At 73.4% G+C, this 25453-nt stretch carries 27 protein-coding genes, 1 tRNA gene and 1 pseudogene; 9 read left to right on the forward strand and 20 right to left on the reverse strand.

From position 1 onward, the window contains the following. Positions 1-8: 8 nt before the first annotated feature. A complete protein-coding gene (locus tag RVR_RS12150) occupies positions 9-1139 on the forward strand; it encodes an aminotransferase class V-fold PLP-dependent enzyme (protein ID WP_202233868.1) in 1131 nt (376 codons plus the stop codon). A 31-nt stretch (positions 1140-1170) separates the two neighbouring features. On the opposite strand, the pseudogene RVR_RS12155 reads toward RVR_RS12150, so the two are convergent. The 3 genes and pseudogenes from RVR_RS12155 to RVR_RS12165 all read right to left on the reverse strand — a co-directional run bounded on the left by RVR_RS12155 (position 1171) and on the right by RVR_RS12165 (position 3940). Further along, positions 1171-2114 (reverse strand): annotated as a pseudogene (locus RVR_RS12155) (ABC transporter ATP-binding protein). A 136-nt stretch (positions 2115-2250) separates the two neighbouring features. Beyond that, positions 2251-3129 (reverse strand): ABC transporter permease, encoded by an 879-nt coding sequence (locus RVR_RS12160; RefSeq protein WP_430393230.1) that lies wholly within the window; start codon positions 3127-3129, stop codon positions 2251-2253. A gap of 7 nt (positions 3130-3136) precedes the next feature. Continuing rightward, a complete protein-coding gene (locus RVR_RS12165; RefSeq protein WP_202233869.1) occupies positions 3137-3940 on the reverse strand; it encodes an ABC transporter permease in 804 nt (267 codons plus the stop codon). Between the two features lie 284 nt (positions 3941-4224). On the opposite strand from RVR_RS12165, the gene RVR_RS12170 reads away from it, so the two are divergent. After that, entirely contained in the window at positions 4225-6621 is a 2397-nt protein-coding gene (locus RVR_RS12170; RefSeq protein WP_237404696.1) for a transglycosylase domain-containing protein, read from the forward strand. A gap of 131 nt (positions 6622-6752) precedes the next feature. Here the strand turns inward: RVR_RS12170 and RVR_RS12175 are convergent, their stop codons facing one another. Both RVR_RS12175 and RVR_RS12180 read right to left on the reverse strand, forming a co-directional pair. Beyond that, the gene (locus RVR_RS12175; protein WP_202238557.1) at positions 6753-7052 is read right to left on the reverse strand and encodes a GroES family chaperonin; all 300 of its coding nucleotides are present in this window, start codon (positions 7050-7052) and stop codon (positions 6753-6755) included. 49 nt (positions 7053-7101) lie between these two features. Next, positions 7102-7428, reverse strand: coding sequence for a DUF3618 domain-containing protein (locus tag RVR_RS12180; protein WP_202233870.1), 327 nt, complete (start codon positions 7426-7428; stop codon positions 7102-7104). A 100-nt stretch (positions 7429-7528) separates the two neighbouring features. On the opposite strand from RVR_RS12180, the gene bcp reads away from it, so the two are divergent. The 4 genes from bcp to RVR_RS12200 all read left to right on the forward strand — a co-directional run bounded on the left by bcp (position 7529) and on the right by RVR_RS12200 (position 9391). Then, positions 7529-7996 (forward strand): thioredoxin-dependent thiol peroxidase, encoded by a 468-nt coding sequence (gene bcp / locus RVR_RS12185; protein ID WP_202233871.1) that lies wholly within the window; start codon positions 7529-7531, stop codon positions 7994-7996. 105 nt (positions 7997-8101) lie between these two features. After that, complete coding sequence (locus RVR_RS12190; protein WP_237405298.1) at positions 8102-8737, forward strand: HNH endonuclease signature motif containing protein; 636 nt, start codon at positions 8102-8104, stop codon at positions 8735-8737. Then, positions 8734-9255 carry an HNH endonuclease gene (locus tag RVR_RS12195; RefSeq protein ID WP_237404697.1) on the forward strand — a complete coding sequence of 174 codons (522 nt, stop codon included), beginning with the start codon at positions 8734-8736 and terminating at the stop codon, positions 9253-9255. Before RVR_RS12190 ends, RVR_RS12195 begins: the two co-directional genes overlap by 4 nt. Before the next feature lie 52 nt (positions 9256-9307). Further along, positions 9308-9391, forward strand: a tRNA-Leu gene (locus RVR_RS12200). Between the two features lie 53 nt (positions 9392-9444). Here RVR_RS12200 and rdgB read toward each other — a convergent pair. From rdgB to clpS, 11 genes are all read right to left on the reverse strand, one after another. After that, positions 9445-10050, reverse strand: a complete 606-nt coding sequence (rdgB, locus tag RVR_RS12205) for an RdgB/HAM1 family non-canonical purine NTP pyrophosphatase (RefSeq protein WP_202233873.1) — start codon at positions 10048-10050, stop codon at positions 9445-9447. A gap of 7 nt (positions 10051-10057) precedes the next feature. Continuing rightward, positions 10058-10582 (reverse strand): hypothetical protein, encoded by a 525-nt coding sequence (locus RVR_RS12210; RefSeq protein WP_202233874.1) that lies wholly within the window; start codon positions 10580-10582, stop codon positions 10058-10060. 323 nt (positions 10583-10905) lie between these two features. Next, positions 10906-11634, reverse strand: a complete 729-nt coding sequence (rph, locus tag RVR_RS12215; RefSeq protein ID WP_202233875.1) for a ribonuclease PH — start codon at positions 11632-11634, stop codon at positions 10906-10908. Positions 11635-11808: 174 nt separating this feature from the next. Beyond that, positions 11809-12042: a PTS sugar transporter subunit IIB gene (locus RVR_RS12220; protein WP_202233876.1), complete on the reverse strand. Its 234-nt coding sequence runs from the start codon at positions 12040-12042 to the stop codon at positions 11809-11811. Between the two features lie 421 nt (positions 12043-12463). Then, positions 12464-13216 carry an MBL fold metallo-hydrolase gene (locus tag RVR_RS12225; protein ID WP_202233877.1) on the reverse strand — a complete coding sequence of 251 codons (753 nt, stop codon included), beginning with the start codon at positions 13214-13216 and terminating at the stop codon, positions 12464-12466. Positions 13217-13503: 287 nt separating this feature from the next. Further along, on the reverse strand, positions 13504-14454 hold the full coding sequence (locus RVR_RS12230; RefSeq protein WP_202233878.1) for a PLP-dependent cysteine synthase family protein: 951 nt from the start codon (positions 14452-14454) through the stop codon (positions 13504-13506). Continuing rightward, positions 14454-14759, reverse strand: coding sequence for a MoaD/ThiS family protein (locus RVR_RS12235; protein WP_202233879.1), 306 nt, complete (start codon positions 14757-14759; stop codon positions 14454-14456). Before RVR_RS12235 ends, RVR_RS12230 begins: the two co-directional genes overlap by 1 nt. Before the next feature lie 311 nt (positions 14760-15070). Further along, positions 15071-15481, reverse strand: coding sequence for a M67 family metallopeptidase (locus RVR_RS12240; RefSeq protein WP_202233880.1), 411 nt, complete (start codon positions 15479-15481; stop codon positions 15071-15073). A 31-nt stretch (positions 15482-15512) separates the two neighbouring features. Further along, positions 15513-17114: an amino acid permease gene (locus RVR_RS12245; RefSeq protein ID WP_202233881.1), complete on the reverse strand. Its 1602-nt coding sequence runs from the start codon at positions 17112-17114 to the stop codon at positions 15513-15515. A gap of 206 nt (positions 17115-17320) precedes the next feature. Then, a complete protein-coding gene (locus RVR_RS12250; RefSeq protein ID WP_202233882.1) occupies positions 17321-17884 on the reverse strand; it encodes a DUF2017 domain-containing protein in 564 nt (187 codons plus the stop codon). Further along, entirely contained in the window at positions 17884-18195 is a 312-nt protein-coding gene (gene clpS / locus RVR_RS12255; RefSeq protein ID WP_202233883.1) for an ATP-dependent Clp protease adapter ClpS, read from the reverse strand. Before clpS ends, RVR_RS12250 begins: the two co-directional genes overlap by 1 nt. Before the next feature lie 99 nt (positions 18196-18294). Between clpS and RVR_RS12260 the strand changes: the two genes are divergently transcribed. Further along, positions 18295-19626 (forward strand): nicotinate phosphoribosyltransferase, encoded by a 1332-nt coding sequence (locus RVR_RS12260; RefSeq protein ID WP_202233884.1) that lies wholly within the window; start codon positions 18295-18297, stop codon positions 19624-19626. Positions 19627-19701: 75 nt separating this feature from the next. Continuing rightward, complete coding sequence (locus RVR_RS12265; RefSeq protein ID WP_202233885.1) at positions 19702-20295, forward strand: isochorismatase family protein; 594 nt, start codon at positions 19702-19704, stop codon at positions 20293-20295. A 14-nt stretch (positions 20296-20309) separates the two neighbouring features. Here the strand turns inward: RVR_RS12265 and RVR_RS12270 are convergent, their stop codons facing one another. After that, positions 20310-20624, reverse strand: coding sequence for a hypothetical protein (locus RVR_RS12270; RefSeq protein WP_202233886.1), 315 nt, complete (start codon positions 20622-20624; stop codon positions 20310-20312). 92 nt (positions 20625-20716) lie between these two features. Further along, a complete protein-coding gene (locus tag RVR_RS12275) occupies positions 20717-23131 on the reverse strand; it encodes an immune inhibitor A domain-containing protein (RefSeq protein WP_488165667.1) in 2415 nt (804 codons plus the stop codon). Between the two features lie 323 nt (positions 23132-23454). On the opposite strand from RVR_RS12275, the gene RVR_RS12280 reads away from it, so the two are divergent. Then, the gene (locus RVR_RS12280; protein ID WP_202233888.1) at positions 23455-23739 is read left to right on the forward strand and encodes a hypothetical protein; all 285 of its coding nucleotides are present in this window, start codon (positions 23455-23457) and stop codon (positions 23737-23739) included. A 60-nt stretch (positions 23740-23799) separates the two neighbouring features. On the opposite strand, the gene RVR_RS12285 is transcribed toward RVR_RS12280, so the two are convergent. Together RVR_RS12285 and RVR_RS12290 are read right to left on the reverse strand one after the other, a co-directional pair. Further along, positions 23800-24273 (reverse strand): RDD family protein, encoded by a 474-nt coding sequence (locus RVR_RS12285; RefSeq protein ID WP_237404698.1) that lies wholly within the window; start codon positions 24271-24273, stop codon positions 23800-23802. 75 nt (positions 24274-24348) lie between these two features. Next, entirely contained in the window at positions 24349-25398 is a 1050-nt protein-coding gene (locus RVR_RS12290; protein ID WP_202233889.1) for an aldo/keto reductase, read from the reverse strand. Between the last annotated feature and the right edge of the window lie 55 nt (positions 25399-25453).

Here is a 25453-nt window from a genome sequence, read left to right on the forward strand (position 1 = left end):
ACACCGCGATGACACCGCAGCACGACCGCGGCGGCCTGCCCGGATACGCCGAGCACTTCGAGGAGCCCGAGGGCTACCTCGACTTCGCACGGTACGGCCCCCCGTCGCGTCCGGTGCTCGACGCCGTCCACGACGCGCTGGGCCGCTCCGCCCGCGCGGACCGGCACACCGTCGACGACCTGATGCGCGCCGAGCGGCGCGCCCAGGAGGCCGCGGCCCGCCTGGCCGGTACCGATCCGGCGCACACCGTCCTGCTGCCCAACGCCTCCACGGGCATGTTCCACGCCGCGCTCGGACTGCCCGGCGGGGCGGTCCTGGTGCCCGCCGGGGACTTCCCGGCGAACCACTACCCGTGGCGGCGCTCGGCCGGACTCGGCCGGGCGGTGCCGCACTGGCTGACCGCGGGTCCGGACGGCCGCGTCACCCCCGACGCGGTGCGCGCCGCCCTCACCGGCGACGTCGTCGCGCTGTCGGTCAGCGCGGTCGACTTCAGGACCGGCCACCGCGCCGACCTCGCCGCCCTGCGCGAGGTGATCGGCCCCGACCGGCTGCTGGTCGTGGACGCCATCCAGGGCTTCGGCGTGGCCGACCTGGCCTGGCAGGCGGCCGACGTGGTCGTCGCCGGCGGCCAGAAGTGGCTGCGGGCGAGCTGGTCGACGGGGTTCGCCGCGCTCTCCGACCGCGCGCTGGAACGCCTCGAACCCACCCTCACCGGGTGGACCGGCGTCCGCGACGCCGGCCTCTTCGACGACCGCGAGCACCCGCCGGCCGACGGCGCCCAGCGCTGGAGCCTCACCAACCTCAGCCCGGTCGCAGCCGCCGGGCTGGAGGCGGCGCTCGCCCTGGTGGAGGCGGTCGGAGTGCCGGCGATCGAGGCGCACGTGCGCACCCGGGTCGGCGAGCTGATCGACGCGGTACGCGGCGCGGGCGGCCGCCTGCTGTCGCCCGAGGCACCCGCCGAGCGCGCCGGGATCGTCTCCTTCCGCATGCCCGGGGCCTCCGCCGCCGAGGTCGCCGCCGCCCTGCACGCCCATGAGGTCACCCCCACCACCCGGCCCGACTCCGTCCGGCTGTCCGCCCACGCCTCCACCACCGCCGCGGCGGTCGACCGGGTCCGCGCCGCCCTCGCGTCCCTGTGAGGACCGCGGGAGCGGGCAGGGCCCCGGCCGCTCAGGTCCGCCCCGCGTACATCCGGGCAATGACGTCCTCGATGTCCGGCTCGCGGATCGACAGGTCCACCAGCGGGTACCGGTTCGCCAGCGCCGCGACCAGCGGCGCCGCGCCGGCCCCCGCGGGAAAGGCGAAGGACTGCCGCGGCCCGTCCACCGACACCAGCCGCGCCCCGCCAGCTCCACCGGGGGGAGCTCGCGGGCGAAGTCCGCGACCAGCGTCCGCTCGCTCTCCCCCACGGCGTGCAGACCCCCGAGGCCGCCGTCGTACACGACCTTCCCGTGGTCGATGACCATCACCCGGCGGCACAGGCTCTCGATGTCGGTGAGGTCGTGCGTCGTGAGCAGGATCGTGGTGCCGCGCTCGGCGTTGAAGTCGCGCAGGAAGTCCCGCACCCGGCTCTTGCTGACCACGTCCAGCCCGATGGTCGGCTCGTCGAGGTACAGTACCTCGGGGTCGTGCAGCAGCGCCGCCGCGATGTCGCCGCGCATCCGCTGCCCGAGCGAGAGCTGCCGCACCGGCACGTCCAGCAGCGGCCCGAGGTCGAGGAGGTCCACGCACGCGCCGAGGTTGCGCGCGTAGGCGGCGTCCGGGATCCGGTACATCCGCCGCACCAGCTCGTAGGAGTCCCGCAGCGGCAGGTCCCACCACAGGGTGGTGCGCTGCCCGAAGACCACCCCGATCCGCCGGGCCAGCCGGGTGCGCTCCCGGGCCGGGTCGATCCCGTCCACCCTGATCCGCCCCGCGCTGGGGTTGAGGATGCCGGTGAGCATCTTGATGGTGGTGGACTTTCCCGCGCCGTTGGGCCCGATGTAGCCGACGATCTCGCCGCGCGGCACGCTGAAGCCGATCCCGTCGACCGCGCGCACCTCGTGCCGCTCGCGCCGCAGCCACCCGGCCTTGCGGCGCACCTCGAAGACCTTCTCCACGCCCTCCAGCTCGATGACCGGGTCGGCGGCCCCCGGAGTGGCCTCCGGAGCCGCCCCCGAGCCCGCCCCCGGGTCCGCCGCCGGGCCCGGACCCGCGGCCCCACCCGCGCCCCTGTCCGGCCCCGCCGGCCGGTCGATGCCGCTCACCGTCTCAACTCCCTGTGCTGCGGTAGGTACGAAGACCCCGCCGCCAGACCGCGGCCGCGAGCACGCAGCAGACCGCGGCGACGGCCGGGGAGGCGAAGTCCAGCCAGCCGGGCAGGCCGAGCGGATCGGGCTCGCCCAGCACGTGCAGCACGGGCAGCCAGTTGACGAAGGCGAGCGGCACCACGAAGGTGACCCCCCGCACCAGGTCCCGCGCGAAGATCCCCGGCGGGTACTGGAGCATCGTGTTGCCGCCGTAGGTGACCGAGTTCTGCACCTCCGAGGCGTCCTGCGCCCAGAACTGGAAGGCGCCGCCGGCCACGTACACCGCACTGAAGATCACCCCGCCCGACACCAGCATCATCGGCACCATCAGCACGTTCACAGCCGTCCAGTGCACGTCCACCCGCAGCAGCGCCCAGCCGAGGACCAGCGCGCCCTGGGTGATCCGGCCCAGCCGGCGCAGCGCGAACCGGTCCGCGGCGACCTGCGCGAGCACCGGGACCGGACGCAGCAGCAGCGTGTCCAGGGTGCCGTCGCGCACCCGGCGGCCGAGCCGGTCCATGGAGCCCATCACCAGGTCGGCGATGCCGAAGGAGGTGCTGCACGCGCCGTAGAGGAACGCCACCTCCGGCAGCGTGAAGCCGCCCAGCCGGTGGACGTGCCCGAACATCAGCACGATCGTGACGAAGTCCAGCAGGGTCGCGGTGAAGTTGCCGAGCGCGGTCAGGACGAAGGACGTGCGGTAGGCCATGGTGGAGCGCACCCACATCCCCACGATCGGGCCGTAGGCGCGCACCGCCTCGCCGGCCCGCCCCACCCGGGCCCCGGGCGCGTACCTCCCCGCGCCGCCCGGCGCCGCCCCGCCGGGCCGCTGCCGCGGCAGTTCCGCCTCAGCCACCCTGGACCACCACCCGGCGCGTCGCGGCCGACTGCAACAGCCGCCCGGCGCCGAGCAGCGCCGCCGCCCAGCCGGCCTGGCCGCACAGCGCCGGCACCGCCCCGGCGCCGCGGTGCCGGCCCAGCAGCACGTCCGCGGGCACCTGGAGCATCGACGCCCACGGCAGCGCCCGCGCCAGCTCGCCCAGCGCGCCCGGGAAGACCGTCAACGGCAGCAGCAGCCCCGAGAAGAACAGCCCGGTCAGCAGCATCGCCTGGCTCACCCCGGCGCCGTCCAGCAGCCAGAAGGCGCTGAGCCCGACCAGGAAGCGCAGCGCGAAGCTGACCAGTCCGGCCAGCATCACCGACACCGCGAACAGCACCCAGGTCCCGGGCGCCGACGGCAGCGCCAGGTCGAAGACCAGCGCCCCGCACAGCACCGGCACGACCCCGCGCCCCAGTAGCTGGAATCCCATCCGCCCCAGGTCCGTCGCCAGCCACCAGCCCTGGAGGTCGGCCGGCCGGTACAGGTCCACCGCGATGTCCCCGGACCTGATCCGCTCCATCAGCTCGTCCTCGCACCCGCCGCCCATCAGCGCCATCGGCGTCAGCAGCGCCTGCCCCAGCCACACGTAGGTCAGCGCCTGCGCCTGGTCGTAGCCGCCCAGGTGCGGGCGCTGGTCCCACAGCGCGAGATAGCTGTAGCTGATGATCAGACCGAAGACGCAGTTGGTGAAGACCCCCGCGGCGGTGGCGACGCGGTACGTCGCGTAGCGGCGGAAGACCCGCGTGACCACCGCCCCGTAGAAACCGCCCATCGACTGTGAACCCCCTCACGTGGCCCGGCACACAAGCCGCCGACCCTAGTACCGGCGAAGCCCGCGCTGCCAACGGTTTTCCAGGGCCGAACGGGTGAGCGAGCCGCGCCGCCGGAGTCGTCACAGCCCTGTCACGGATGTCCGGTGCCGATCGGCATCGCACGGATGATGCGACAGTGTGGGAGTCGGAGGGCTACGTGGGTGTACGGACGCGTACGTAACGGTTGGTCCATGATGTACCGCCCCAGGCCAACCCTGGCGGCGGCCGAGGAGTCCTTACAGACATGAGTGACGATCCGAACCGGAGTACGGACCGCGGCGCGGACCGCGGTGCACGCCGCGGCATGGACCGCAGCGCGGACCGGAGCGCGGACCGGGACACGCCGCAGGGCCTGCGCCAGGAAGGATGGGCGCCCCGCCCGGCGTCGGCCGGCCGGCCCCGCCGCACCGGCCTGCGCCGCCTGCTGCCGACCTGGCGGATGGCGCTCGGCGGCACCCTCACCCTGCTGCTGCTCCTGGTCGGCGCCTTCTTCGTCGGCTACGCGCTCGTGTCCATCCCCGACGCCAACGCCGCAGCCACCGCGCAGAGCAACGTCTACCTCTACTCCGACGGCAAGACCGAGATCTCCCGCGACGGCGCCGTCAACCGGCAGAACATCCAGCTCGACCAGGTCGCGTCGACCGCCCGCTACGCCACCCTCGCCGCGGAGGACCGCAACTTCTACCACGAGTCCGCGGTCAGCCCGAAGTCCATGCTGCGCGCCGCCTGGAACACCGCCACCGGCAAGGGCAGGCAGTCCGGGTCCACCATCACCCAGCAGTACGTGAAGAACTACTACCTCACGCAGAGCCAGACGGCCTCGCGCAAGGTGAAGGAGTTCTTCATCTCGATCAAGCTCGACCGCACCGAGTCGAAGGACCAGATCCTCCAGGGCTACCTCAACACCAGCTACTACGGCCGCAACGCGTACGGCATCGAGGCCGCCGCCGAGGCGTACTTCAGCGAGAACGCCTCCGACCTCACCACCGCCCAGGGCGCCTACCTCGCCACGCTGCTCAACGCACCCAGCGAGTACGACCTGTCCGCGCACCCCGAGAACGCCCCCGCCGCCAAGGCCCGCTGGAACTACGTGCTGGACGGCATGGTCAAGGAGCACTGGCTCACCGCGTCCCAGCGCGCCGCCACCAAGTTCCCGGCCATCGGCACGCCGAAGCCGGTCGCGAGCAAGGCCGGGCAGCGCGGCTACATCATCGAGGCGGTCAACCAGTACCTCACCGACCACCACATCGTGGACGCCGACGCGCTCTCCCGCGGCGGCTACCGCATCGTCACCACCATCCAGAAACCCAAGGAGGACGCCTTCGTCGCGGCGGCCCGGAAGGACGTCTACGACAAGCTCGGCAACGCCAAGCAGGACAAGTACGTCCGGGCCGGCGGCGTCTCCATCGACCCCTCCACCGGCGACGTGGTCGCCCTGTACGGCGGCATCGACTACACCAAGCAGTACGTCAGCAGCGCCACCAACCGGACCTACCAGCCCGGTTCCACCTTCAAGCCGGTGATCTTCACCTCGGCGCTGCAGAACCACTCCACCACCCAGGACGGGCGGAGCATCACCCCGACCACCGTCTACGACGGCGACAGCGGACGCCAGGTGCAGGGCCCCGACGGCCCGGTCGGCTACCACCCCGACAACGAGGACGACGCCGACTACGGCGACATCACCGTCACCCGCGCGATGGACCAGTCCGTGAACTCCGTCTTCGCGCAGATGGCCCAGGACGTCGGCACCAAGAAGGTCATCGACACCGCGCACGACCTGGGCATCCCCGACGCCGTGGACATCCCCCAGACCCCGGCCATGGCGCTCGGCGCGTTCGGCAGCAGCCAGTCCCAGCCCAACAGCGCCAGCCCGCTGGACATGGCCCAGGCGTACGCCACCCTCGCCAACCACGGCGTGCAGATCCCCTACACGATCGTGGCGAAGATCACCAAGGACGGCAACACCCTCGGGCTGCCGGACCGCGACCCGGTCCAGTCGGTGCCGCGCAGCGCCGCCGACACCACCACCGCGATGCTCAAGAGCGTGGTCGACGCCCCGCTCGGCACCGCCGCGGCCGCCCGCGACTCCGGCTGGCCGTCGGCCGCGAAGACCGGCACCGCGGAGAACGACAAGGCCGCCTGGTTCGCCGGCTACACGCCCAAACTCGCCACCGTCGTCGCCCTGTTCGGGATGAACCCGGCCAACGGCGCCCAGGAGCAGCTCAACGGCTCCATGAACATGGCCCGGATCAACGGCGGCGGCCCGCCCGGCTCCGTCTGGGCCGACTACACCGCCGCGGCGCTCAAGGGCCAGCACGTCACCGGCTTCAACCTGGACATGCAGGACGGCTCCCAGACGGTCGCGCCGCAGAGCGACGAGCCCACCACCCCCGACAGCGGCGTCACCACCCCGCCCACCACCGGCGCCACGACACCGGCCACGCAGCCGCCGACCACCACCCCGCCGACCACCGGGACCACCGCCCCCGGCACGCCGAGCACACCGCCGACCAGCTCCGTGCCGACCGACCCGGCGGAACCGCCCACCGGCAGTGACCCGACCGACACCTTCGCCCCCCAGGGCGGCTCGGCCGGCACCGACGGCCTGACCGGCCTCGCGGGAGGCCGGAGCGGCTAGCACGAAGGCTCCGGCGGCCCGCACGGGCCACCGGAGCCGGGGCGGGGCCACCGGAGCCCGCGGCGGCAGACGGGAGCCCGGGGCGGCAGACGGACGGCCGCGGCGGCAGACGGACGGCCGCGGTCAGGCGGTCACAGGTACAGGCCGGTCGAGTCGTCGCCCTGGAGGCGCTCGGCGGCCACCGCGTGCAGGTCGCGCTCGCGCATCAGGACGTAGGCCACGCCCTGCACCTCCACCTCGGCCCGGTCCTCCGGATCGAACAGCACCCGGTCGCCGACCTCGACGGTCCGCACGTGCTGGCCGATCGCGACGACCTCGGCCCAGGCCAGCCGCTTCCCGACGGCCGCGGTCGCCGGGATCAGGATGCCGCCGCCGCTGCGGCGCTCGCCCTCGCCGTTGTCCTGCCGCACCAGCACGCGGTCGTGCAGCATCCGGATGGGCAGCTTGTCGTGTGCACTCTTGGAACTCACGCCGACGAACCTACCGGCGACTGCGCCGCACGATGAGACCGACCACCGCCACCGCGACCACGGCCCCGGCCGCCGCGGCCGGCACGACCCGCTCCAGGCGCGGCGCGCCGTCCTCGTCCACGAACTGCGCCCGCGCCCTGCTGACCGCGCGGTTGGCGGCGACGTACGCCTGCCCGACCGTGTGGTCCAGCGCGGAAACCGCCTTCGCCTTGGTGTCCCGCATGATCGTCACCGGGTGGACGCGGACCGCGATCTCGTCCAGCGTCACCGCGAGGTCCTGCCGTCTGCGGGCGATATCCGCCTCGATCTGGGCGGCCGTCCTGGCACCTTCCGACACCGCACTGCCTCCATCGCCTGATTAGGTAGCGTTCGGACAGTCTGTCAGTACGACGCGGCCCGTGCCTCGTCGGCACCCCCGTTTCGCCCCAGGAGCCTCCATGCCCGACCGCCTCGCCCCCGGCGACACCGCCCCCGCGTTCACCCTGCCGGACGCCGACGGCAACCAGGTCTCGCTCGCCGACCACCTCGGCCGCCGCGTGATCGTCTACTTCTACCCCGCCGCCCTGACCGCCGGCTGCACCAAGCAGGCGTGCGACTTCACGGACAACCTCGCGGTGTTCGCGGAGGCGGGCTACGACGTGCTCGGCATCTCCCCGGACGAGCCGGAGAAGCTGGCGAGGTTCCGCGACAAGGAGTCCCTGAAGGTGACCCTGCTCGCCGACCCCGACCGCCAGGTGCTGACCGCCTACGGCGCGTTCGGCGAGAAGACGATGTACGGCCGGACCGTGACCGGCGTCATCCGCTCCACCCTCGTGATCGACCCGTCCGGCAAGGTCGAGCGCGCCTTCTACAACGTGAAGGCCACCGGCCACGTCGCCAAACTCCTCCGCGACCTGAAGATCTGACCCGCCCCCGCCGCCGTAACCCCCCGCCCACCCGTTCGTTGACCCGTACGAGAACGCGAACACGCGAGCGATCCCGGAGGAACCGTGGGTGTGCAGGCGAAGGCGGTGAGCCGGTACGCGAAGGACCGGCTGACGGCGGCGGTGGCTTCGTCGCGGACCCTGTCCGACGTGTTGCGGGCCCTCGGAGCGGAACCCGCCGGTCCGAGTCGGAAGTACGTGCGGGAGCTCTTGCGCCGTCACGGAATCGACACCTCGCATCTGGAGAGGGAGGGCACACGCTGGACGAGGGAGGTGCTGGAACCAGCCGTGGCCGCGTCGACGAACATGTGCGAGGTTCTCCGGCGGCTCGGCCTCGACGTGGTGGGCGGCCACCACACGCACATCTCCCGGCGGGTGCGGGCCCTGGGTATCGACACCTCGCACTTCGTGCGGCCTTCCCGGCGGGGCGAGCGCCGCCGGCCACGCACCCCGGAGTCGGTGCTCGTGGTGCAGGACCCCGCCCGCGGGCGGCGGACACCCGGAGACCGGTTGAAGCGGGCTCTGTTGGAACAGGGCGTCCCGGATCGCTGCGCCCAGTGCGGGACGGCCCCGTTGTGGCGGGGCCGCCCCCTCCCGCTCGAGGTCGACCACATCGACGGGAACTGGCGTGACAACCGCATGGCCAACCTGCGGCTGGTCTGCCCCAACTGCCATGCCGCGACGGACTCCTACCGAGGACGCGCGAAGGGACGCACCGGGTGAGCCGGGCACCTGACCCCGGGGCGGCCGCCCGACCCACCACCGAGCAACTGCGGGCAGCCGTCGCCGTGGCGGTCTCGATCGCGGGCGTGCTCCGCGTCCTGGGCCGGGCGGACGGCAGCCGGACCCGCGCCCTGCTGCGGCGGTGGATGGCCGAGGACGGGCTCGACACCTCGCACTTCCTGGGCCAGGCACACGCGCGGAACCGGCCCGGGCCGACTCCGCGCAGGGCACCCGAGGACGTGCTGGTCCGGCACGAAGGCGGCGCACGCACCCGGACCTCCGTCCTGCGCAGAGCACTGGCGGAGATCGGTGTTCCGCAACGATGCGCCGAGTGCGGAACACCCCCGGTGTGGCACGGGCGTCCCATGACCCTGGAGATCGACCATGTCAACGGAGACCGGGCCGACGACCGGGCCGAGAACCTGCGGCTGCTCTGCCCGAACTGCCATGCGGTGACGCCCACCTGGTGCCGAGGAGGACGGGGCGTGCCCGGGCCCCTCGGGCACGCGGGCGCGTGACGGGATATCGGGCCGACACGGCACGCGAGGGCCCGATATCATGGCGGGGCTGGCGGCCGTTGCTGAATTGGCATAAGCGCGGCGCTTAGGACGCCGTGGGAGAAATCCCATGTGGGTTCGAGTCCCACCGGCCGCACGCGGGATGAAGCCCGTCCGGGGTTCCGGACGGGCTTCGCGCGTTGGCGGCGTTCAGGGGAGGAGTTCGGTGAGGAGGGGGGTCAGGGCGCGGAAGGCCTTGCCGCGGTGGCTGATCGCGTTCTTCTCCGCCGCCGTCATCTCCGCACAGGTCCGCTCCTCGCCCTCGGGCTGGAGGATGGGGTCGTAGCCGAACCCGCCGCTCCCGGCGGGTTCGTGCCGGAGGGTGCCGCGCAGCCGCCCCTCGGCGACGCGCGTGGTGCCGTCGGGCAGCGCGAGAGCGGCGGCGCAGGCGAAGTGGGCGGCCCGGTGCGGGTGGTCGATGTCGCCGAGCTGGGCGAGCAGCAGGGCGAGGTTGGCGGCGTCGTCGCCGTGCCGCCCGGCCCAACGGGCGGAGAAGATGCCGGGCGCGCCGCCGAGCACGTCGACGCACAGCCCCGAGTCGTCGGCGACCGCGGGCAGCCCGGTCGCCTCGGCGAGCGCCCGCGCCTTGAGCAGCGCGTTCTCCGCGAAGGTGACCCCGGTCTCCTTGACGTCGGGGATCTCCGGGTAGGCGTCGGCGCCCACGAGGTCGTGGCGGAGGCCGGCCTCGGCGAGGATGGCCCTCAGTTCGGTGACCTTGTGGGCGTTGCGGGTGGCGAGCACGAGACGGGTGGTCATGCGCCGATTATCCCCGGGCGCAGACGACGGTCAGCCGGCCGGCCGCCGAGGCGACGGGTCGCAGGTCCGGGTCGCGGCCGTCGGCGGCGGTGGTACGGGCCCGCCGGACCGACGCGGACAGGTCGGCGACCGCGTGGCCGACGTCCGAGCCGTCCCCGCGGTCCCCGATCCGGTCGAGGTCCTTCTGCACCTTGTCGAGGGCCGCGACGGTGTCCTTGCGGCGGCCGGGGTCGGACACCTGCCCGATGTTGGTGGCGGTGCTCTGGAGGTCCTGGACGTCGCCGGCGACGGTGGCGGCGGTCCTGACGCAGTCCAGGGCGCGGGTGGTGCCCTGGCAGGCGGTGAGGAGCGCGGTGAGGAGCAGGGCGGCGACCGGGAGGGCGGCGGCGCGGGCGCGTGGGCGGTCGCCGGGCCCCGCGGTGGCGGTTGCGGTGCCGGTCGCGGTGCCGCCGTCCTCCCGCGCGGGGCAGGGGCCGGCGGGCCCGTGGTGGATCGTGGGTACGGCGTGAACGGCGGTGCGGCGGTGGCTCATTGCGGTGGCCCTCCCCGGCTGGTGCGCGCGGCCGCGTACCGCGCGCACCCGTACACACGCGGCGCGCGGCGCCCAGGGTTGCCCGTCCCGCCCGGGGGCCGGTGCACGCACGGGCCCCCGGGGGCAGGACACCGACCGGGGGCGGCCGCCGACCGTCCGACCGGGACCGGCCACCGCGACCGAGGGCCGGGGCGGGCCGCGGCCCGTCACCCGCCGGCCGCCGAACCCCCCGGGCCCCGCACCCACCGCGCCCACCCGCCCACCGACCGCCGACCGCCGACCACCGAGCGACCGCGTGCGGCGGGGCGAGGCGAGGCGGGGCGTCAGCTCGCCGCCAGGGCCTCCTGCTGGATCTTGGTGAGCTCGGCGCAGCCGCCGGTGGCGAGCGCGAGGAGCGCGTCGAGTTCGGCGCGGTCGAAGGGCGCGCCCTCCGCGGTGCCCTGGATCTCGACGAAGCGGCCGTCCCCGGTGCAGACGACGTTCATGTCGGTCTCGGCCTTGACGTCCTCCTCGTAGGGGAGGTCGAGGACGGGGACGCCGTCCACGATGCCGACGCTGACCGCGGCGACGGTGCCGGTGATCGGCTTGGCCTTGAGCCGCACCAGGTGGTTGGCCTGCATCCAGGCGACCGCGTCGACGAGCGCGACGTACGCGCCGGTGATCGCGGCGGTGCGGGTGCCGCCGTCGGCCTGGAGGACGTCGCAGTCGAGGACGACGGTGTTCTCGCCGAGCGCCTTGTAGTCGATGACGGCGCGCAGCGAGCGGCCGATCAGCCGGGAGATCTCGTGGGTGCGGCCGCCGATCTTGCCGCGGACGGACTCGCGGTCGCCGCGGGTGTTGGTGGCGCGCGGCAGCATGCTGTACTCGGCGGTGACCCATCCCTCGCCGCTGCCCTTGCGCCAGCGCGGCACGCCCTGGGTGGCGCTGGCGGTGCAGAGCACTCGGGTGTCGCCGAAGGAGACCAGGACGGACCCTTCGGCGTGTTTGCTCCAGCCCCGCTCGATCGTGACGGGGCGGAGCTGGTCAGGGGTGCGGCCGTCGAATCGTGACATGCCTGGAGCCTATCCGGGTGAACGGCCACCCGGAGTCACGGCTTCCCCGCGCCCCCGTGCCCGCGGCTGCCGTACCCCTGCTCCGGCCCCTGCTCGTGCCCTCGCCGCCGGGGCGCGCGACGGCCGAGGGGCCCGCGGCGGTCCTCCCGGGCGTCCGGGAGGAGGACCGGGGCCTCACATCATGCCGTCGATCTCCGCGGCGATCGGGTCGGCGTCGGTGCCGATGACGACCTGGATCGCCGTGCCCATCTTGACCACGCCGTGCGCTCCCGCGGCCTTGAGCGCGCCCTCGTCCACACGGCCGGGGTCGACCACTTCGGTGCGCAGGCGGGTGACGCAGCCCTCGACCTCTTCGATGTTCTCGATCCCGCCGAGCCCGGCGACGATCTTCTCTGCCTTGGTGGCCATGTGCGTCTCCTGTTGTCCTGGCCCCGGCCGCTCCCGTGCACCGGGACCCGCCGGCGGGTCGCCGTGTTTCCGATATGTCACGTTAACCCACTGTTGGAGTGTGTTCGCGGCCGGTGCGGGCCACCGGGACCGGGGCCGCCGGCGGTGCGGACCACATCGTGCGCTGGTGGGGAGTGTGCCCTTCGGCGCGGTCCGGGAGCCGATCGGCGTCGGCGTGAGGCCCTTCGGCGACCGGACGCCCGGGCTCGGCGTGGGCGGCGGCGCGGCGGCGGTGCTGCGGCGGCGCGGAGGTGCGGCCGCGGGACGCCGGAGCGCGAACCGGCGGAGGAGAAACAGCAGAGGAGGAACAGCGGAGGACGAACAGCGGCCGGTACGGGCCCGCGGAGCCTCCCCGGACACGGTACCGGCCGGCGAAAACCCGTCAGATCTCGTAGACCGCGCCCGCCTTCGCCAGTTCGACCGGACCGGCGAAGGCGGCCTGCGCGTCGCGGAGGTTGACCGACGGGTTGGTCCACGGCGGGATGTGGGTGAGCACCAGCCGGTCCACCCCGGCGCCCTCGGCGATCTGCCCGGCCTCGCGCCCGTTGAGGTGCAGGTCGGGGATGTCCTCCTTGCCGTGGGTGAAGGACGCCTCGCACAGGAACAGGTCGGCGCCCGCGGCCAGGTCGTCCAGCGCCTCGCACGGCCCGGTGTCGCCGGAGTACGTCAGCGTCCGGCCGCCGGACTCGATCCGGAAGCCGTACGCCTCCACCGGGTGGCTGACCGCGGCCGTGGTGACCTGGAAGGGGCCGAGCCGGAACGCGCCGGGCTCCAGGGTGCGGAAGTCGAAGACCTCGCTCATGCACTTCTCGTCCGGCACGTCCCCGTAGGCGATGTTCAGCCGGCGCTCGGTGCCCGCCGGGCCGTAGACCGGGATCGCCGAGACCGGGCCGCCCTCGTGCCGGTAGTAGCGGGCCACGAAGTAGCCGCACATGTCGATGCAGTGGTCCGCGTGCAGGTGGCTGAGCAGCACCGCGTCGAGGTCGTACAGGCCGCAGTGGCGCTGGAGTTCGCCGAGCGCGCCGTTGCCCATGTCGACGAGCAGCCGGAAGCCGTCGGCTTCGAGCAGGTAGCTCGAGCAGGCCGAGTCCGCGGACGGGAACGAGCCCGAGCAGCCGACGACGGTGAGGTTCATCGCGGGGTACACCTCCGAGGGCGCGGCGCATCGCCCCGATTCCGGCTCCTAGGTGGCGGACTCCCGCCACGTTCTAGGAAGGGTAAAGCGGCCCGCTGCGCAGCGCGCTCTTACGGGCACCGGTTGTGGGCGGAATCACCAGTCCGGGTCACCCCGAACCCCGCTGCGAACGCGACCCGCCCCCGCCGGGCGTCCGGGGGGCGGGTCACCCGTGCTACGGCGGGTCCGCGCCCTCCCGGACGGGCGGCGGGCACCGGGCCGGCGGCCGGTCGCCGGCCGTGAGGCGGCTACGCCCAGAGCTGGCCGTGCAGCGCGGCGACGGCCTCCTCCGTGGAGGCGGCGGTGTAGATGCCGGTGGACAGGTACTTCCATCCTCCGTCGGCGACCACGAAGACGATGTCCGCGCGCTCGCCGGCCTGCTCGGCCTTGCGGGCCACGCCGAGTGCCGCGTGCAGCGCGGCGCCGGTGGACACCCCGGCGAAGATGCCCTCCTCGGACAGGAGTTCACGGGTGCGGCGCACCGCGTCCTGCGAGCCGACCGAGAAGCGGGTGGTGAGCACGGACTCGTCGTACAGCTCGGGGACGAAGCCCTCGTCGAGGTTGCGCAGGCCGTAGACGACGTCGTCGTACCGCGGCTCGGCGGCCACGACGCTCACGCCGGGCACCTTCTCGCGCAGGTAGCGGCCGACGCCCATCAGGGTACCGGTGGTGCCCAGGCCCGCCACGAAGTGCGTGATGGTGGGCAGGTCGGCGAGGATCTCCGGGCCGGTGGTGGCGTAGTGGGCACCGGGGTTGGCCGCGTTCCCGTACTGGTAGAGCATCACCCAGTCGGGGTGTTCGGCGGCCAGTTCCTTCGCCACCCGCACCGCGGTGTTGGAGCCGCCGGCGGCGGGCGAGGAGATGATCTCCGCGCCCCACATCGCCAGCAGCTCGCGCCGCTCGGAGGAGGTGTTCTCCGGCATCACGCAGACGATCCGGTAGCCCTTGAGCCGGGCCGCCATCGCCAGCGAGATGCCGGTGTTGCCGGAGGTCGGCTCCAGGATGGTGCAGCCGGGGGTGAGCACGCCGTCCGCCTCGGCCCGCTCGATCATGTGCAGCGCCGGGCGGTCCTTGACCGAGCCGGTCGGGTTGCGGTCCTCCAGCTTCGCCCAGACGCTCACCCGGTCCGAGGGCGAGAGCCGGGGCAGCCGCACCAGCGGGGTGTTGCCGACCGCGGCGAGCGGACTGTCGTACCGCATCAGCAGCGGCCGGACGGCGCGTCCGCGGTCCCCGAGCCGCCGGCGACGGCCGGCAGGATCGTCACGCTGTCGCCGTCGGCGACCTTGGTGGCGATGCCGTCGAGGAAGCGGACGTCCTCGTCGTTGAGGTACACGTTCACGAAGCGGCGCAGCTCGCCGCCGTCCACCACGCGGTCGCGCAGACCCGCGTGGCGGGAGTCGAGGTCGGTGAACAGCTCGTCGAGCGTGGTCCCGGCACCCGCCACGGCCTTCTGGCCGTCGGTGTACGTGCGGAGGATGGTCGGGATGCGGACCTCGATGGCCATGACTGCGCTCCTGTGAGTGCGGACGAAGCTGGGTGGGTGACGCCGGTCTGGAGCCGGGGTGGTTCCGTGCGGGCCGTGCGGTTGCGGTGCGGTGCCGGTACGACGGCGAGCGGCGTGCCGCCTCGGCGGCGGGCGTGCGGGGCTACCGACACGCCGCGGCGGTGCGGCGGCACAGGTCGACGTGCAGCCGCGCCACGAGCAGCGCGCCGGGCGCCGTGTCGCTCATGAGTCGCTCACACCGAGGAGAACCATGCGGTCATCGTATCGATTCCCGACCGCCGCCCGGCGAGCGCGTCCCAGCATCCGGAAGGTCAGGACGCGGAAGGCACCACTTCGACCGGTTCCTCGGTGACCTGGCCGTCCACGATGCGGAACGAGCGGAACTGGAACTCCTCCGCGGTGGAGACCAGCACGTAGTGCGCGCCGGGCTCGTTGGCGTAGGAGATGTCGGTGCGGGAGGGGTACGCCTCGGTGGCGGTGTGCGAGTGGTAGACGATCACCGGCTCCTCGTCGCGGTCGTCCATGTCGCGGTAGAGCTTGAGCAGGTCGGTGGAGTCGAACTCGTAGAACGTCGGCGAGCGGGCGGCGTTCAGCATCGGCACGAACCGCTCGGGGCGGCCGCTGCCCTCCGGCCCCGCCACGATCCCGCACGCCTCGTCGGGGTGGTCGGCGCGGGCGTGGGCGACGATCGCGTCGTACAGGTCCTGGGTGATGGTGAGCATGCGGGAAACGTAACAGGGGCGGGTGCGGCGGCTACAGCGCCGGGGTGGGCGGGATTCCGCCCGCCCCGCCCGCGCCCGCCCCGCCCCCGCCCGCCCCGCCGGCGGCCGCTCCGCCCCCGGCCGCCGGGCCGTCCGCCGCGGCCGGGTCCGCGAGCGGCGTCTCCGCTCCGGCCGGGCCGCCGGGCGACAGGTGCGGGCGGCGGGCGAACGCCGCCGGGTCGCGCCGCCTGAGCACCCGGTAGCCGGCGCCGAGCAGCGCCGCCCACAGCGGCACCCCGTACAGCGACACCCGGGCGTCGGCGTCGGCGCCGATCAGCACCAGCACCAGCGCGAGGAAGGCCAGCGCGCACCAGCTCGCGGCCGCTCCGCCGGGCGCGGCGAACCACGCGCGCGCGGCCCGCCCGGCGCGTACGGCGGCGCGGTAGCGGATGTGCGCGGCGAGGATCACCGCCCAGGTCCACACCGCGGCCACCGTGGCGAACGCGGTGATGTAGGTGAACGCCCCTTCGGGATCGACGTAGTTGACCCACACGCCGATGCCCATCACGGCCACCGAGGCGAGCGTGCCCAGTGCCGGGGTGCGGCGGGCGGTGAGCCGGTCGAAGACGCGCGGGCCCTGCCCGTTGGCGGCCAGGTCGCGCAGCATGCGGCCGGTGGAGTACATGCCGGAGTTGCAGGAGGACAGCGCGGCGGTGAGCACCACGAAGTTGACCACGCCCGCGCCGAAGGGGATGCCGATCTCGGCGAACGCGGCCACGAAGGGGCTGACCCCGGGCCGGAACCGCGTCCAGGGCACCACGCACAGGATCACCGCGAGCGCGCCGACGTAGAACAGCACGATCCGCCAGGGCAGCGTGTTGATCGCCTTGGGCAGGGTGCGGTGCGGGTCGCGCGCCTCGCCCGCCGTGACGCCGACGAGTTCGACCCCGAGGTAGGCGAACATCACCATCTGGAGGGTCAGCAGCGAGCCGCCGACGCCGCCGGGGAAGAAGCCGCCGTCCCGCCACAGGTGGCCGGCCGAGGCGGTGCCGCCGGCCGCGGACACCCCGAGGGTGAGCACGCCGACGCCGATCAGGATCATCCCGAGGATCGCGGTGACCTTCACGGTGGACAGCCAGAACTCGATCTCGCCGAAGAGCCCGACCGACACCAGGTTGGCGGCGGCCAGCAGCAGCAGGAACGCCAGCGCGGCGCTCCACTGCGGCACCCCGGGCCACCAGTAGGCGACGTAGGTGGCCGCGGCGGTGACCTCGGCCATGCCGGTGGTCACCCACATCAGCCAGTACGTCCACCCGGTGGCGTAGCCGGTGAAGGGGCCGAGGAACTCCCGGGCGTAGCCGGCGAAGGAGCCGCTGACCGGACGGTAGGTGAGCAGCTCGCCGAGGGCGCGCATGACGCAGAAGATGGCCGCGCCGGCGACGGCGTACATCAGCAGCAGGCTCGGGCCGGCGCGGTGGATCGCGCTTCCGGCGCCGAGGAAGAGGCCGGTGCCGATGGCGCCGCCGATCGCGATCATCTGGACCTGCCGGCCGCCGAGGCCCCGGGCGTACCCCTCGGAGCCGGCCGCCGGGTCGCCGCCCGGGCCGTCCTCGGGGCCCCCGGGCACGGGCCGCACGCGCGTTTCGTCCGCCATACGCGGATACGTACCCCGCGGCGGCCGCGGTGCGGCGGCCGCGGCGGCAGTGGGCCCGGACGTCACCGTGAAGGCCGAAGGGGCCCGCCCGCGGCGGTGGGGCCGGAAGGGATGCGCGACGGGCCCGGGAGCGGGCACGGTGGGCACGGGGCGGTGCGATCGGGCCGGGCCCCGGGGCGGTGCGCCCGGGCCCGGGGCGGCGCACGTCAGCGCGTCAGCGTCTCGACCAGGCTCTCCTGGAGGCCGCCCAGCCACAGGTACGCCATGACCAGCGGCTTGCGGGGGTCGCTGTCGGGCAGGTGGTACAGCTCGCTGCCCTCGTCCTCGGTGACGCCGAGCCTGGTGCCCAGGGTCAGCCGCAGGTCGTTGAGGGTGCCGAGCCACTGCCGGGACTCGTCCGCGGTCAGCTTCAGCACCGGGCCGCCGGCGTCGAGCACCCGGATCACCGCCAGCGCGTCCTCGCGCTTGCGGGCCCGCAGGTCGTTCTCGGTGAAGCGGCGGAACTCCGAGGCGTCGGCGGTCTCCTCGTACGCGTCCGGGAAGAGCCGGGCCAGCGCCGGGTCGTCCGGCGGCTTCGTGGGGCCCTCGGCGAACAGCCGCGCCAGCGGGTCGTCGTCGGCGCCCGACGGCTCCTCGCCGGGGCCGACCAGCTCCAGCAGTTGGACGGTGAGGCTGCGCAGGATCGAGATCTCCACCTCGTCCAGCGCGATGGCGGCGCCGCCACCGCGGACCGGTTCGAAGGAGCCCGCACGGGCCCGCCGGAAGGCCATCAGCGGTCCTGCGACAAGGTCGCCCACAGGCCGTAGCCGTGCATCGCCTGCACGTCCCGCTCCATCTCCTCGCGGGTGCCGCTGGAGACCACGGCCCGCCCCTTGTAGTGGACGTCCTTCATCAGCTTGGTGGCCTTGCCCTTCGAGTACCCGAAGTACGTCTGGAAGACGTACGTCACGTAGCTCATGAGATTGACGGGGTCGTTGTGGACGAGGGTCACCCACGGAACATCCGGCTCGGGGACCACGGAGGGGGCCTCGCTCGGCTCGGTACGTTCGATCTCGACAGGTGCGACGCTCACAGGTTCCATGCTGCCGCGCCGCGGGGCCGTCGCACAAATGGGCGTGTGAGAGGGCCCACAGACCCGAGATCTCGTCAGTTTGACGAAATGAGGGGTAGCATCGTGGGCATGAGCACAGCAGACCTGGCACTGCCGGTGGACGTGCCGTCCACCGCGCTGTTCACCGACCGGTACGAGTTCACGATGCTGCAGGCCGCCCTCAAGAGCGGCGCCGCACACCGCCGGTCGGTCTTCGAGGCGTTCACCCGGCGACTGCCGGAGGGGCGGCGGTACGGCGTCGTGGCCGGCACCGGCCGCGTGCTGGACGCGGTGGAGAACTTCCGTTTCGACGCACCCCTGCTGGAGTTCCTGGAACGGGAACGGGTGGTGGACGCGCCGACGCTGAAGTGGCTGGCCGACTACCGCTTCACCGGCGACATCTGGGGCTACCCCGAGGGCGAGGTGTACTTCCCCGGCTCGCCGATCCTGCGGGTGGAGGGCAGCTTCGCCGAGGCGGTGCTGCTGGAGACGGTGGTGCTGTCGATCCTCAACCACGACTCGGCGATCGCCGCGGCCGCCTCCCGGATGGCGGTGGCCGCCGGCGGCCGCCCGCTGATGGAGATGGGCGCCCGGCGCACCCACGAGCTGGCCGCGGTGGCCGCCGCCCGGGCCGCCTACGTCGGCGGGTTCCGCTCCTCCTCCAACCTCGCCGCCGGCTTCCGCTACGGCCTGCCGACCATCGGCACCAGCGCGCACGCCTTCACCCTGCTGCACGACACCGAGCGGGACGCCTTCACCGCGCAGGTCCAGTCGCTCGGCCGCTCCACCACCCTGCTGGTGGACACCTACGACCTCACCGAGGCGGTGCGCACCGCCGTGGAGGTGGCCGGGCCCGAGCTGGGCGCGGTGCGGATCGACTCCGGCGACCTGCTGCTGCTCGCGCACCGGGTGCGCCAGCAGCTTGACGACCTCGGGGCGCGGAACACGCAGATCGTGGTCACCTCCGACCTCGACGAGTACGCGATCGCCTCACTGGCCGCGGCGCCGGTCGACGCGTACGGGGTCGGCACCTCGCTGGTGACCGGCAGCGGGCAGCCGACCTGCTCGATGGTCTACAAGCTGGTCGCCCGCGCCTCCGTGCCGGACGACGCCGGGGCACCGCTCACCGCGGTCGCCAAGAAGGCGCTCGGCGGGAAGACCAGCGTGGGCGGGCGGAAGTGGGCCGCGCGGCGGCTGGACGCCGACGGTGTCGCCGAGGCCGAGGTGGTGGGCAGCGGGGAGATCCCCGCCGACCTGGTGGACCGGCAGCTACTGGTGCCGCTGGTGCGCGGCGGCGAGGTCGTGGGGCGCGAGCCGCTCGACGCGGCGCGCACCCGGCACATCGCCGCGCGGGCGGGCCTGCCGCTGTCGGCCACCCAGCTCTCCCGCGGCGAGCCGGTGCTGCCCACGGAGGTCCGGTAGCCCCCACGCCCCTGGAGGCCGGCCGCCTCCCGCAATAAGCTCGGCACCCCGGACCGGAGAGCACACGGAGAGACCATGCACCGCGCACTGATCGTCGTGGACGTGCAGAACGACTTCTGCGAGGGCGGAAGCCTCGCGGTGCGCGGCGGCGCCGACGTCGCCGCCGCGGTCACCGACCTGATCGGGCAGTCCGCCGGGGTCTACCGCCACGTGGTGGCGACCCGTGACCACCATGTGGACCCTGGCTCCCACTTCTCGGACGAGCCGGACTTCGTGACGTCGTGGCCGCCGCACTGCGTCGCGGGCACCGAGGGGGTCGGGTTCCACCCGAACTTCACGCCCGCGGTCGCCTCGGGGGCGGTGGACGCGGTCTTCGACAAGGGCGCCTACGCGGCCGCCTACAGCGGCTTCGAGGGCGAGGACGAGAACGGCGCCGGCCTGGCCGCGTGGCTGCACGAGCGCGGGGTCACCGAGGTGGACGTGGTGGGCATCGCCACCGACCACTGCGTGCGCGCCACCGCGCTGGACGCCGTCCGGGAGGGTTTCACGGCCCGGGTGCTGCTGGACCTGACCGCGGGCGTGGCGCCGGAGACCACCCGGCAGGCGCTGGTCCGGCTGCGGCAGGCCGGGGTGGAGCTGCGCGGCGAGGTGGCGGCCGCCGGAGAGTGACCCCCGGCCGGCCTTCACGGGTGGTGCGCGACCCGGTTGAGCGCGGAGATCGGGTGCCAGGGGTCGGTGCCCCGGGCGCGGTACTCCCGCCAGACCAGGCCGTCGGGATGGTGCAGCACCGCCGAGACCTCGTCGGGGTTGGGCGGCTCGGCGTTGCCGGACAGCCGCGCGCCGCGGAAGCCGAGGTTGCTGAGCCGGGTCAGGGCGCGCTGGCGGTTCAGGGCGTGGACGACCACCCGCACGGTCAGCTCGGGACACGCCGGGTGCGGCAGGCCGAGCGCCACCACGACCGTGCCGCCCGGGAGCTTGATGAAACCGCCGACCGCCATGTCCACATCTTGTGCGCATCGGCCGCCGCCCACCAGGGGACGACGGCCGAACGTCGCGTCACCGCAGGTCAGGGCGGTGAGTGTGACGGATGTTACCGGTGTGACGGGCCGACCTGGACGGTGAGGGTGCTCCCGTCGAGGGCCTGTCCGACGATGGTCAGCCGGGTGTTGGTGTCCGGGACCTTGACGCTTCCGTACGGATTGCTCGCGTACCAGTACGTTCCGTAGTGGTCGTCGAAGACCGGGTTGCCGGGCTTGGCCGGGACGCGCGCCGCGACCCCGTCGTCGTGCAGGGTGAAGCCGGCGGAGGGGAACCAGCCGAACGGGGAGTCGTAGGTCTGGACCCGGTTGCGCATCAGCGTGCCGTCGGTGAAGGTCTCCGGCCTGGCGTGCGCGTCGACCGGCAGGATCTCGCCGCTGCCCGGGTGGGCGCCGACGTTGTTGTCCTGCTGCGAGGTGTCCCACAGCCACACCAGCAGGCCGGTCTGGTACGGGTAGTGCTCCACCCAGTCCGGCCGGGTGCCGGTCCAGCCGAAGTTGTACGGGCCGGTCCTCAGCGTGGTGTCGTACGAGGTGTACTGCCGGTTCTCGGCGACGTAGTACTCCGGGTAGTCCTTGCTGAAGGAGGCGCCGATCCGGGAGAAGCCGTCGGCGGTCCAGCCGTTGTCGTCGGTCTCGGCGCCGTCGGTGAGCAGGGTCCCGCCGTCGGCGGTCACGGTGATCGCGTCGGCCGCGAAGCCCTGCTGGGCGACCCCGCCGTCGGTGGCGTAGCGGAAGCGCAGCAGGACCTGCCGGCCCGCGTAGGCGTCGAGCGGGAAGGACAGGTCCTCGTAGGCGCCGGAGGTGCCGGTCAGGGCCGGGCGGTCGCTGCCGTCGCGCGGCAGGTCCGCGCCGTTCGCGGTGCCCTCCAGCGCGGTCCAGTTCGCGCCGCCGTCGGTGGAGACCTCGGTGTAGAGGAAGTCGTAGTTCTGCTCGATGTCCCACCAGCCCTTCAGGTCCAGGGCGGCGGAGGTCGCGCCGGTGAGGTCCACGGTGCGGGTCAGGGTGTGGGAGAGGTCGTCGCCCATGCCGCTCCACCACTGCCGGTCGCCCTCGGCGGGGGTGGTGACGGTGGTGGTGACGGACTTGTCGGGCAACTGCACCACCAGGGCCTGCTTGTCCTTGGTGTTGTACTCGGCGACGCCCAGTTTGGTGGTGGAACGGGTCGCCGCCTTGGCGGTGCCGTAGTTCAGCCAGCCGAGCTGGAGCTTGTCCCAGGCGTTCATGTCGTCGGGCAGGTCGCCGATCGCGTTCTTGCCGGTGCCCATCCAGGAGCCGGAGGACATCAGCGTCCAGAACCCGGTGCTGTTCTCACCGACGTAGGAGGTGTCGTACTCGTCGGGCAGCCCGAGGTCGTGGCCGTACTCGTGGGCGAAGACGCCGAGGCCGCCGTTCTCCGGCTGGAGGGTGTAGTCGCCGACCCAGATGCCGGTGTCGCCGATCTCGGTACCGCCGGCCTTGTCGCCCTCCGGCCCGGTCCGTCCGGCGTCGCTGCCGTAGGCGTACCAGCGGTGCGCCCACAGGGCGTCGGTGCCCTGGGCGCCACCGCCGGCCGACTCGTCCTCGCCGGCGTGCACGATCTGGAAGTGGTCGATGTAGCCGTCCGGCTCGTTGAAGTCGCCGTCGCCGTCGTGGTCGTAGCGGTCCCACTGGTCGTACTGCGCCAGGTCGGCCTTGATCTGCGCGGCGGTACGGCCCTGTGCCTCCTGGTCGGCGACGTAGGCGGTGGTGGCGTCGCGGATCAGGTCCCAGGCGCTGGAGCAGATGCTGGAGCCGCACCAGTTCGAGCCGTAACGGGCCTCGTTGTAGGGCACCTTGACCCAGTCGGAGACCTCGCCGTCGACCGAGTAGCGGCCGGAGGACTGCTTCTCGTAGTACTTGGCCAGGGACTCGTCGTCCTTGGCGTGCGAGAAGTACAGGTCCTGGTAGTGCTGCCGGTCGTAGTCCGCCTGCCAGGCGGTGCTGTTGTCCTGCGAACGGTCCGGCTGGGCGATGGTGTTGTGGGCCGGCCCGGGGTCGCCGCCGTACTTGGCGGCGGGCGGCTCGGGTCCGTCGGGGCCGTCCGGGTCGTAGGTGGTGGTGGAGTCCACCTGGTCGCCGAACTCCACCAGGATGGTGAAGATCTTGTCGGTCTTCTCCCGGCCCAGTTCGACGTACTTGCCCTGCCTGCCGTTGCCGTGGCCGAGTTGGACCACCTGGGAGCCGTCGCGCTGCTGGACGGTGGCCTCGCCGGAGACGACCTGCTGCAGGGCGGCGGAGTGCTCGGCCGCCTGCTGCTTGCTGAACGGGCCCGGCAGGTTGTGCGGTTCGGTCTGCGCGGGGTCGTGGCCCGCGGTCGCGTCGGCGGCGGTGCTCCCGCCGTGGCCCGGGGCCGCGGCGACCGCTCCGGTGGCGACGGCGGGGACAGCGAACACGGCTATCGCGGCCGCCAGGGCGGCTCTTTGACTGATCCAGTGCTGTCTTTTCAAGATCCTTGACCTCCCCTTGGGAAAGGCCATTGCACCGGAGTGGCGGAGGAAAAGACAGACCTTGACTTGTGCATGGCGGACTGGTTGGGTGGACCGCTTGCCGGTGACCGCGCTCCGCTGACCGGACGTCAGCCGCGGCAACTCCCGTGCGCCGCAGGTGCGTCGGGGTCTTCGGCCAGACGTGCGACCCGTGCGCCCCCCGTGCTCCGCACCGTGGGTGAGGCCGCGCTTACCCGACGGCGGCCCTGGGCATCCCGAACCGTAGGGTCACCCCCGTCAGCACGCCCCCGCGTCTCGACGAACTCCGAGGACGGATACCCCTCATGCCACGTCCTACGCACGCCCAAGTCGCCTACGGTGCCGGCACCGTCGTCGTGTTCACCCTCGCGGTCCTGCTGCTGACGGGCGCGCACTCCACCGGCGCGGTGGTCGGCCTCGCCGCGCTCGGGCTGGTACTCGGCCTGCTGGTCGCCGCGGTGCCGCGGATCGGCGGCCGCCGGACCCCCGCCGCCGCGCCGGCGCCCCCCGGCGGCACGGTGCCGCGGGCCCGGATCGGCGCCCCGGCGCAGAGCGCGGAGACCCGCGTGGGCGAACACTCGCTGCGCTAGGGCCCGCCCGGCGGATCCTGCCGGGCTCACGGCGCCCGGCCGCCCCGGCCGGAACGCGCCTCAGTAGGCGGCCACGACCACGGTCCTGGCCGCCTTGTCGTGCAGGCACTGCCGGAAGGGCCGGTCCCAGGTGCACCACAGGGAGTTGACCACCCAGAACAGCGGGCCGACGAGGATCACGCTGAGGACCGCGGGCAGGACGTACACCGCGGCCCGGGTCCACCCGGCCGGGCCGGGCACCGCCCCGTCGACCAGCCGAGCCGCGCGGATGCGCAGCGCCATCTTGCCCAGGGTCTGGCCGCGGGCGGCGGTCATGGCGCCCTCGATCGCGAAGTAGAGCAGGTAGCCGACGATCCCGACCAGCGCGCGCCGGCCGAGGGTCTCGTCGGTGCCGTGCCGGACGTCGTCGCCCATGACGGCCCAACTGACCACGACCACCACGGCGAGGAGGACGACCGTGTCGATCAGCCGGGCGAGGAACCGCTGCCCGAAACCGGCCAACGGCGCCATGCCCTCCGGGGGTTCTGACGTCATCCTCCGAGTAAACCAGCCGTTCGGGTGACGGCACACCCCGGGATACCCGGGCGATCCCGGGATCGTGCCGGCGCGTCAGAGGTTGGCGTAGCCGGGGATGCCGTCCTTGATGCGGTCGAGTTCGCGGCTGTCCGAGACGCCCTGGAAGTCGTACCGGGGGGTGTAGGGCGCCTCCAGGCGGCGGGCCTGCTCGTCGGTCAGCCGCAGGTCGAGGGAGGCGACGGCGTCGTCGATCTGCCGGATGCTGCGGGCGCCGACGACGGGCGCGGCGACGACGGGGTTGCGGCGCAGCCAGGCGAGCGCGACCTGGGCGCGGCTGACGCCGTGCTCGTCGGCGACGGCGCCCACCTCGTCGACGATGAGCCGGTCGCTGTCGGCGGTGGCCCGGTAGAGCAGGTCGGCGTAGGCGCCGTCGGTGGCGGCGCGGTCGGTGGCGTGCGCCTCGTCGAAGGGGCGCGCGAGGCGGCCGCGGGCCAGCGGGCTCCAGACCATGGTGGCGACGCCCTCGTCGGCGCACAGCGGGAGCATCTCGCGCTCCTCCTCGCGGGCGAGCAGGTTGTAGTGGTCCTGGAGGGTGGCGAACCGGGTCCAGCCGTGCCGCTCCTGGAGGTGCAGGGCCTTGGCGAACTGCCAGGCGTGCATGGAGGAGGCGCCGAGGTAGCGGGCCTTGCCGGACTTCACCACGTCGTGCAGGGCCTCCAGGGTCTCCTCCAGCGGGGTGTCCGCGTCGAGGCGGTGGATCATGTAGACGTCGACGTGGTCGGTGCCCAGGCGGCGCAGGCTGTGGTCGATCTCGCTCATGATCGCCTTGCGGGACAGGCCGCCCCCGTTGGGGCTGCCCGGGCGCATGGGGTGGCGGACCTTGGTGGTGACGACCACGTCGTCGCGGTTCGCGAAGTCCTTCAGGGCGCGGCCGAGGATCTCCTCGCTGGACCCGTAGGAGTAGAGGTTGGCGGTGTCGAAGAAGTTGACGCCGGCCTCCAGGGCGTGCCGGATCAGCGGTCGGGCGTCCTCCTCGGGCAGGGACCAGACCGGGTGGCCTCGGTCGGGCTCGCCGTAGCTCATGGCGCCGACGGCGATCGGGGAGACGTCCAGGCCGGTCCGGCCGAGCTTGGTGTAGCGCACGGATGGGCTCCTACAATGGGAAGGGAGACAAGCGGAGAGTTCTCCGCCTGACCCC

The sequence above is a fragment of the Streptomyces sp. SN-593 genome (assembly GCF_016756395.1).
Lineage (GTDB): Bacteria > Actinomycetota > Actinomycetes > Streptomycetales > Streptomycetaceae > Actinacidiphila > Actinacidiphila reveromycinica.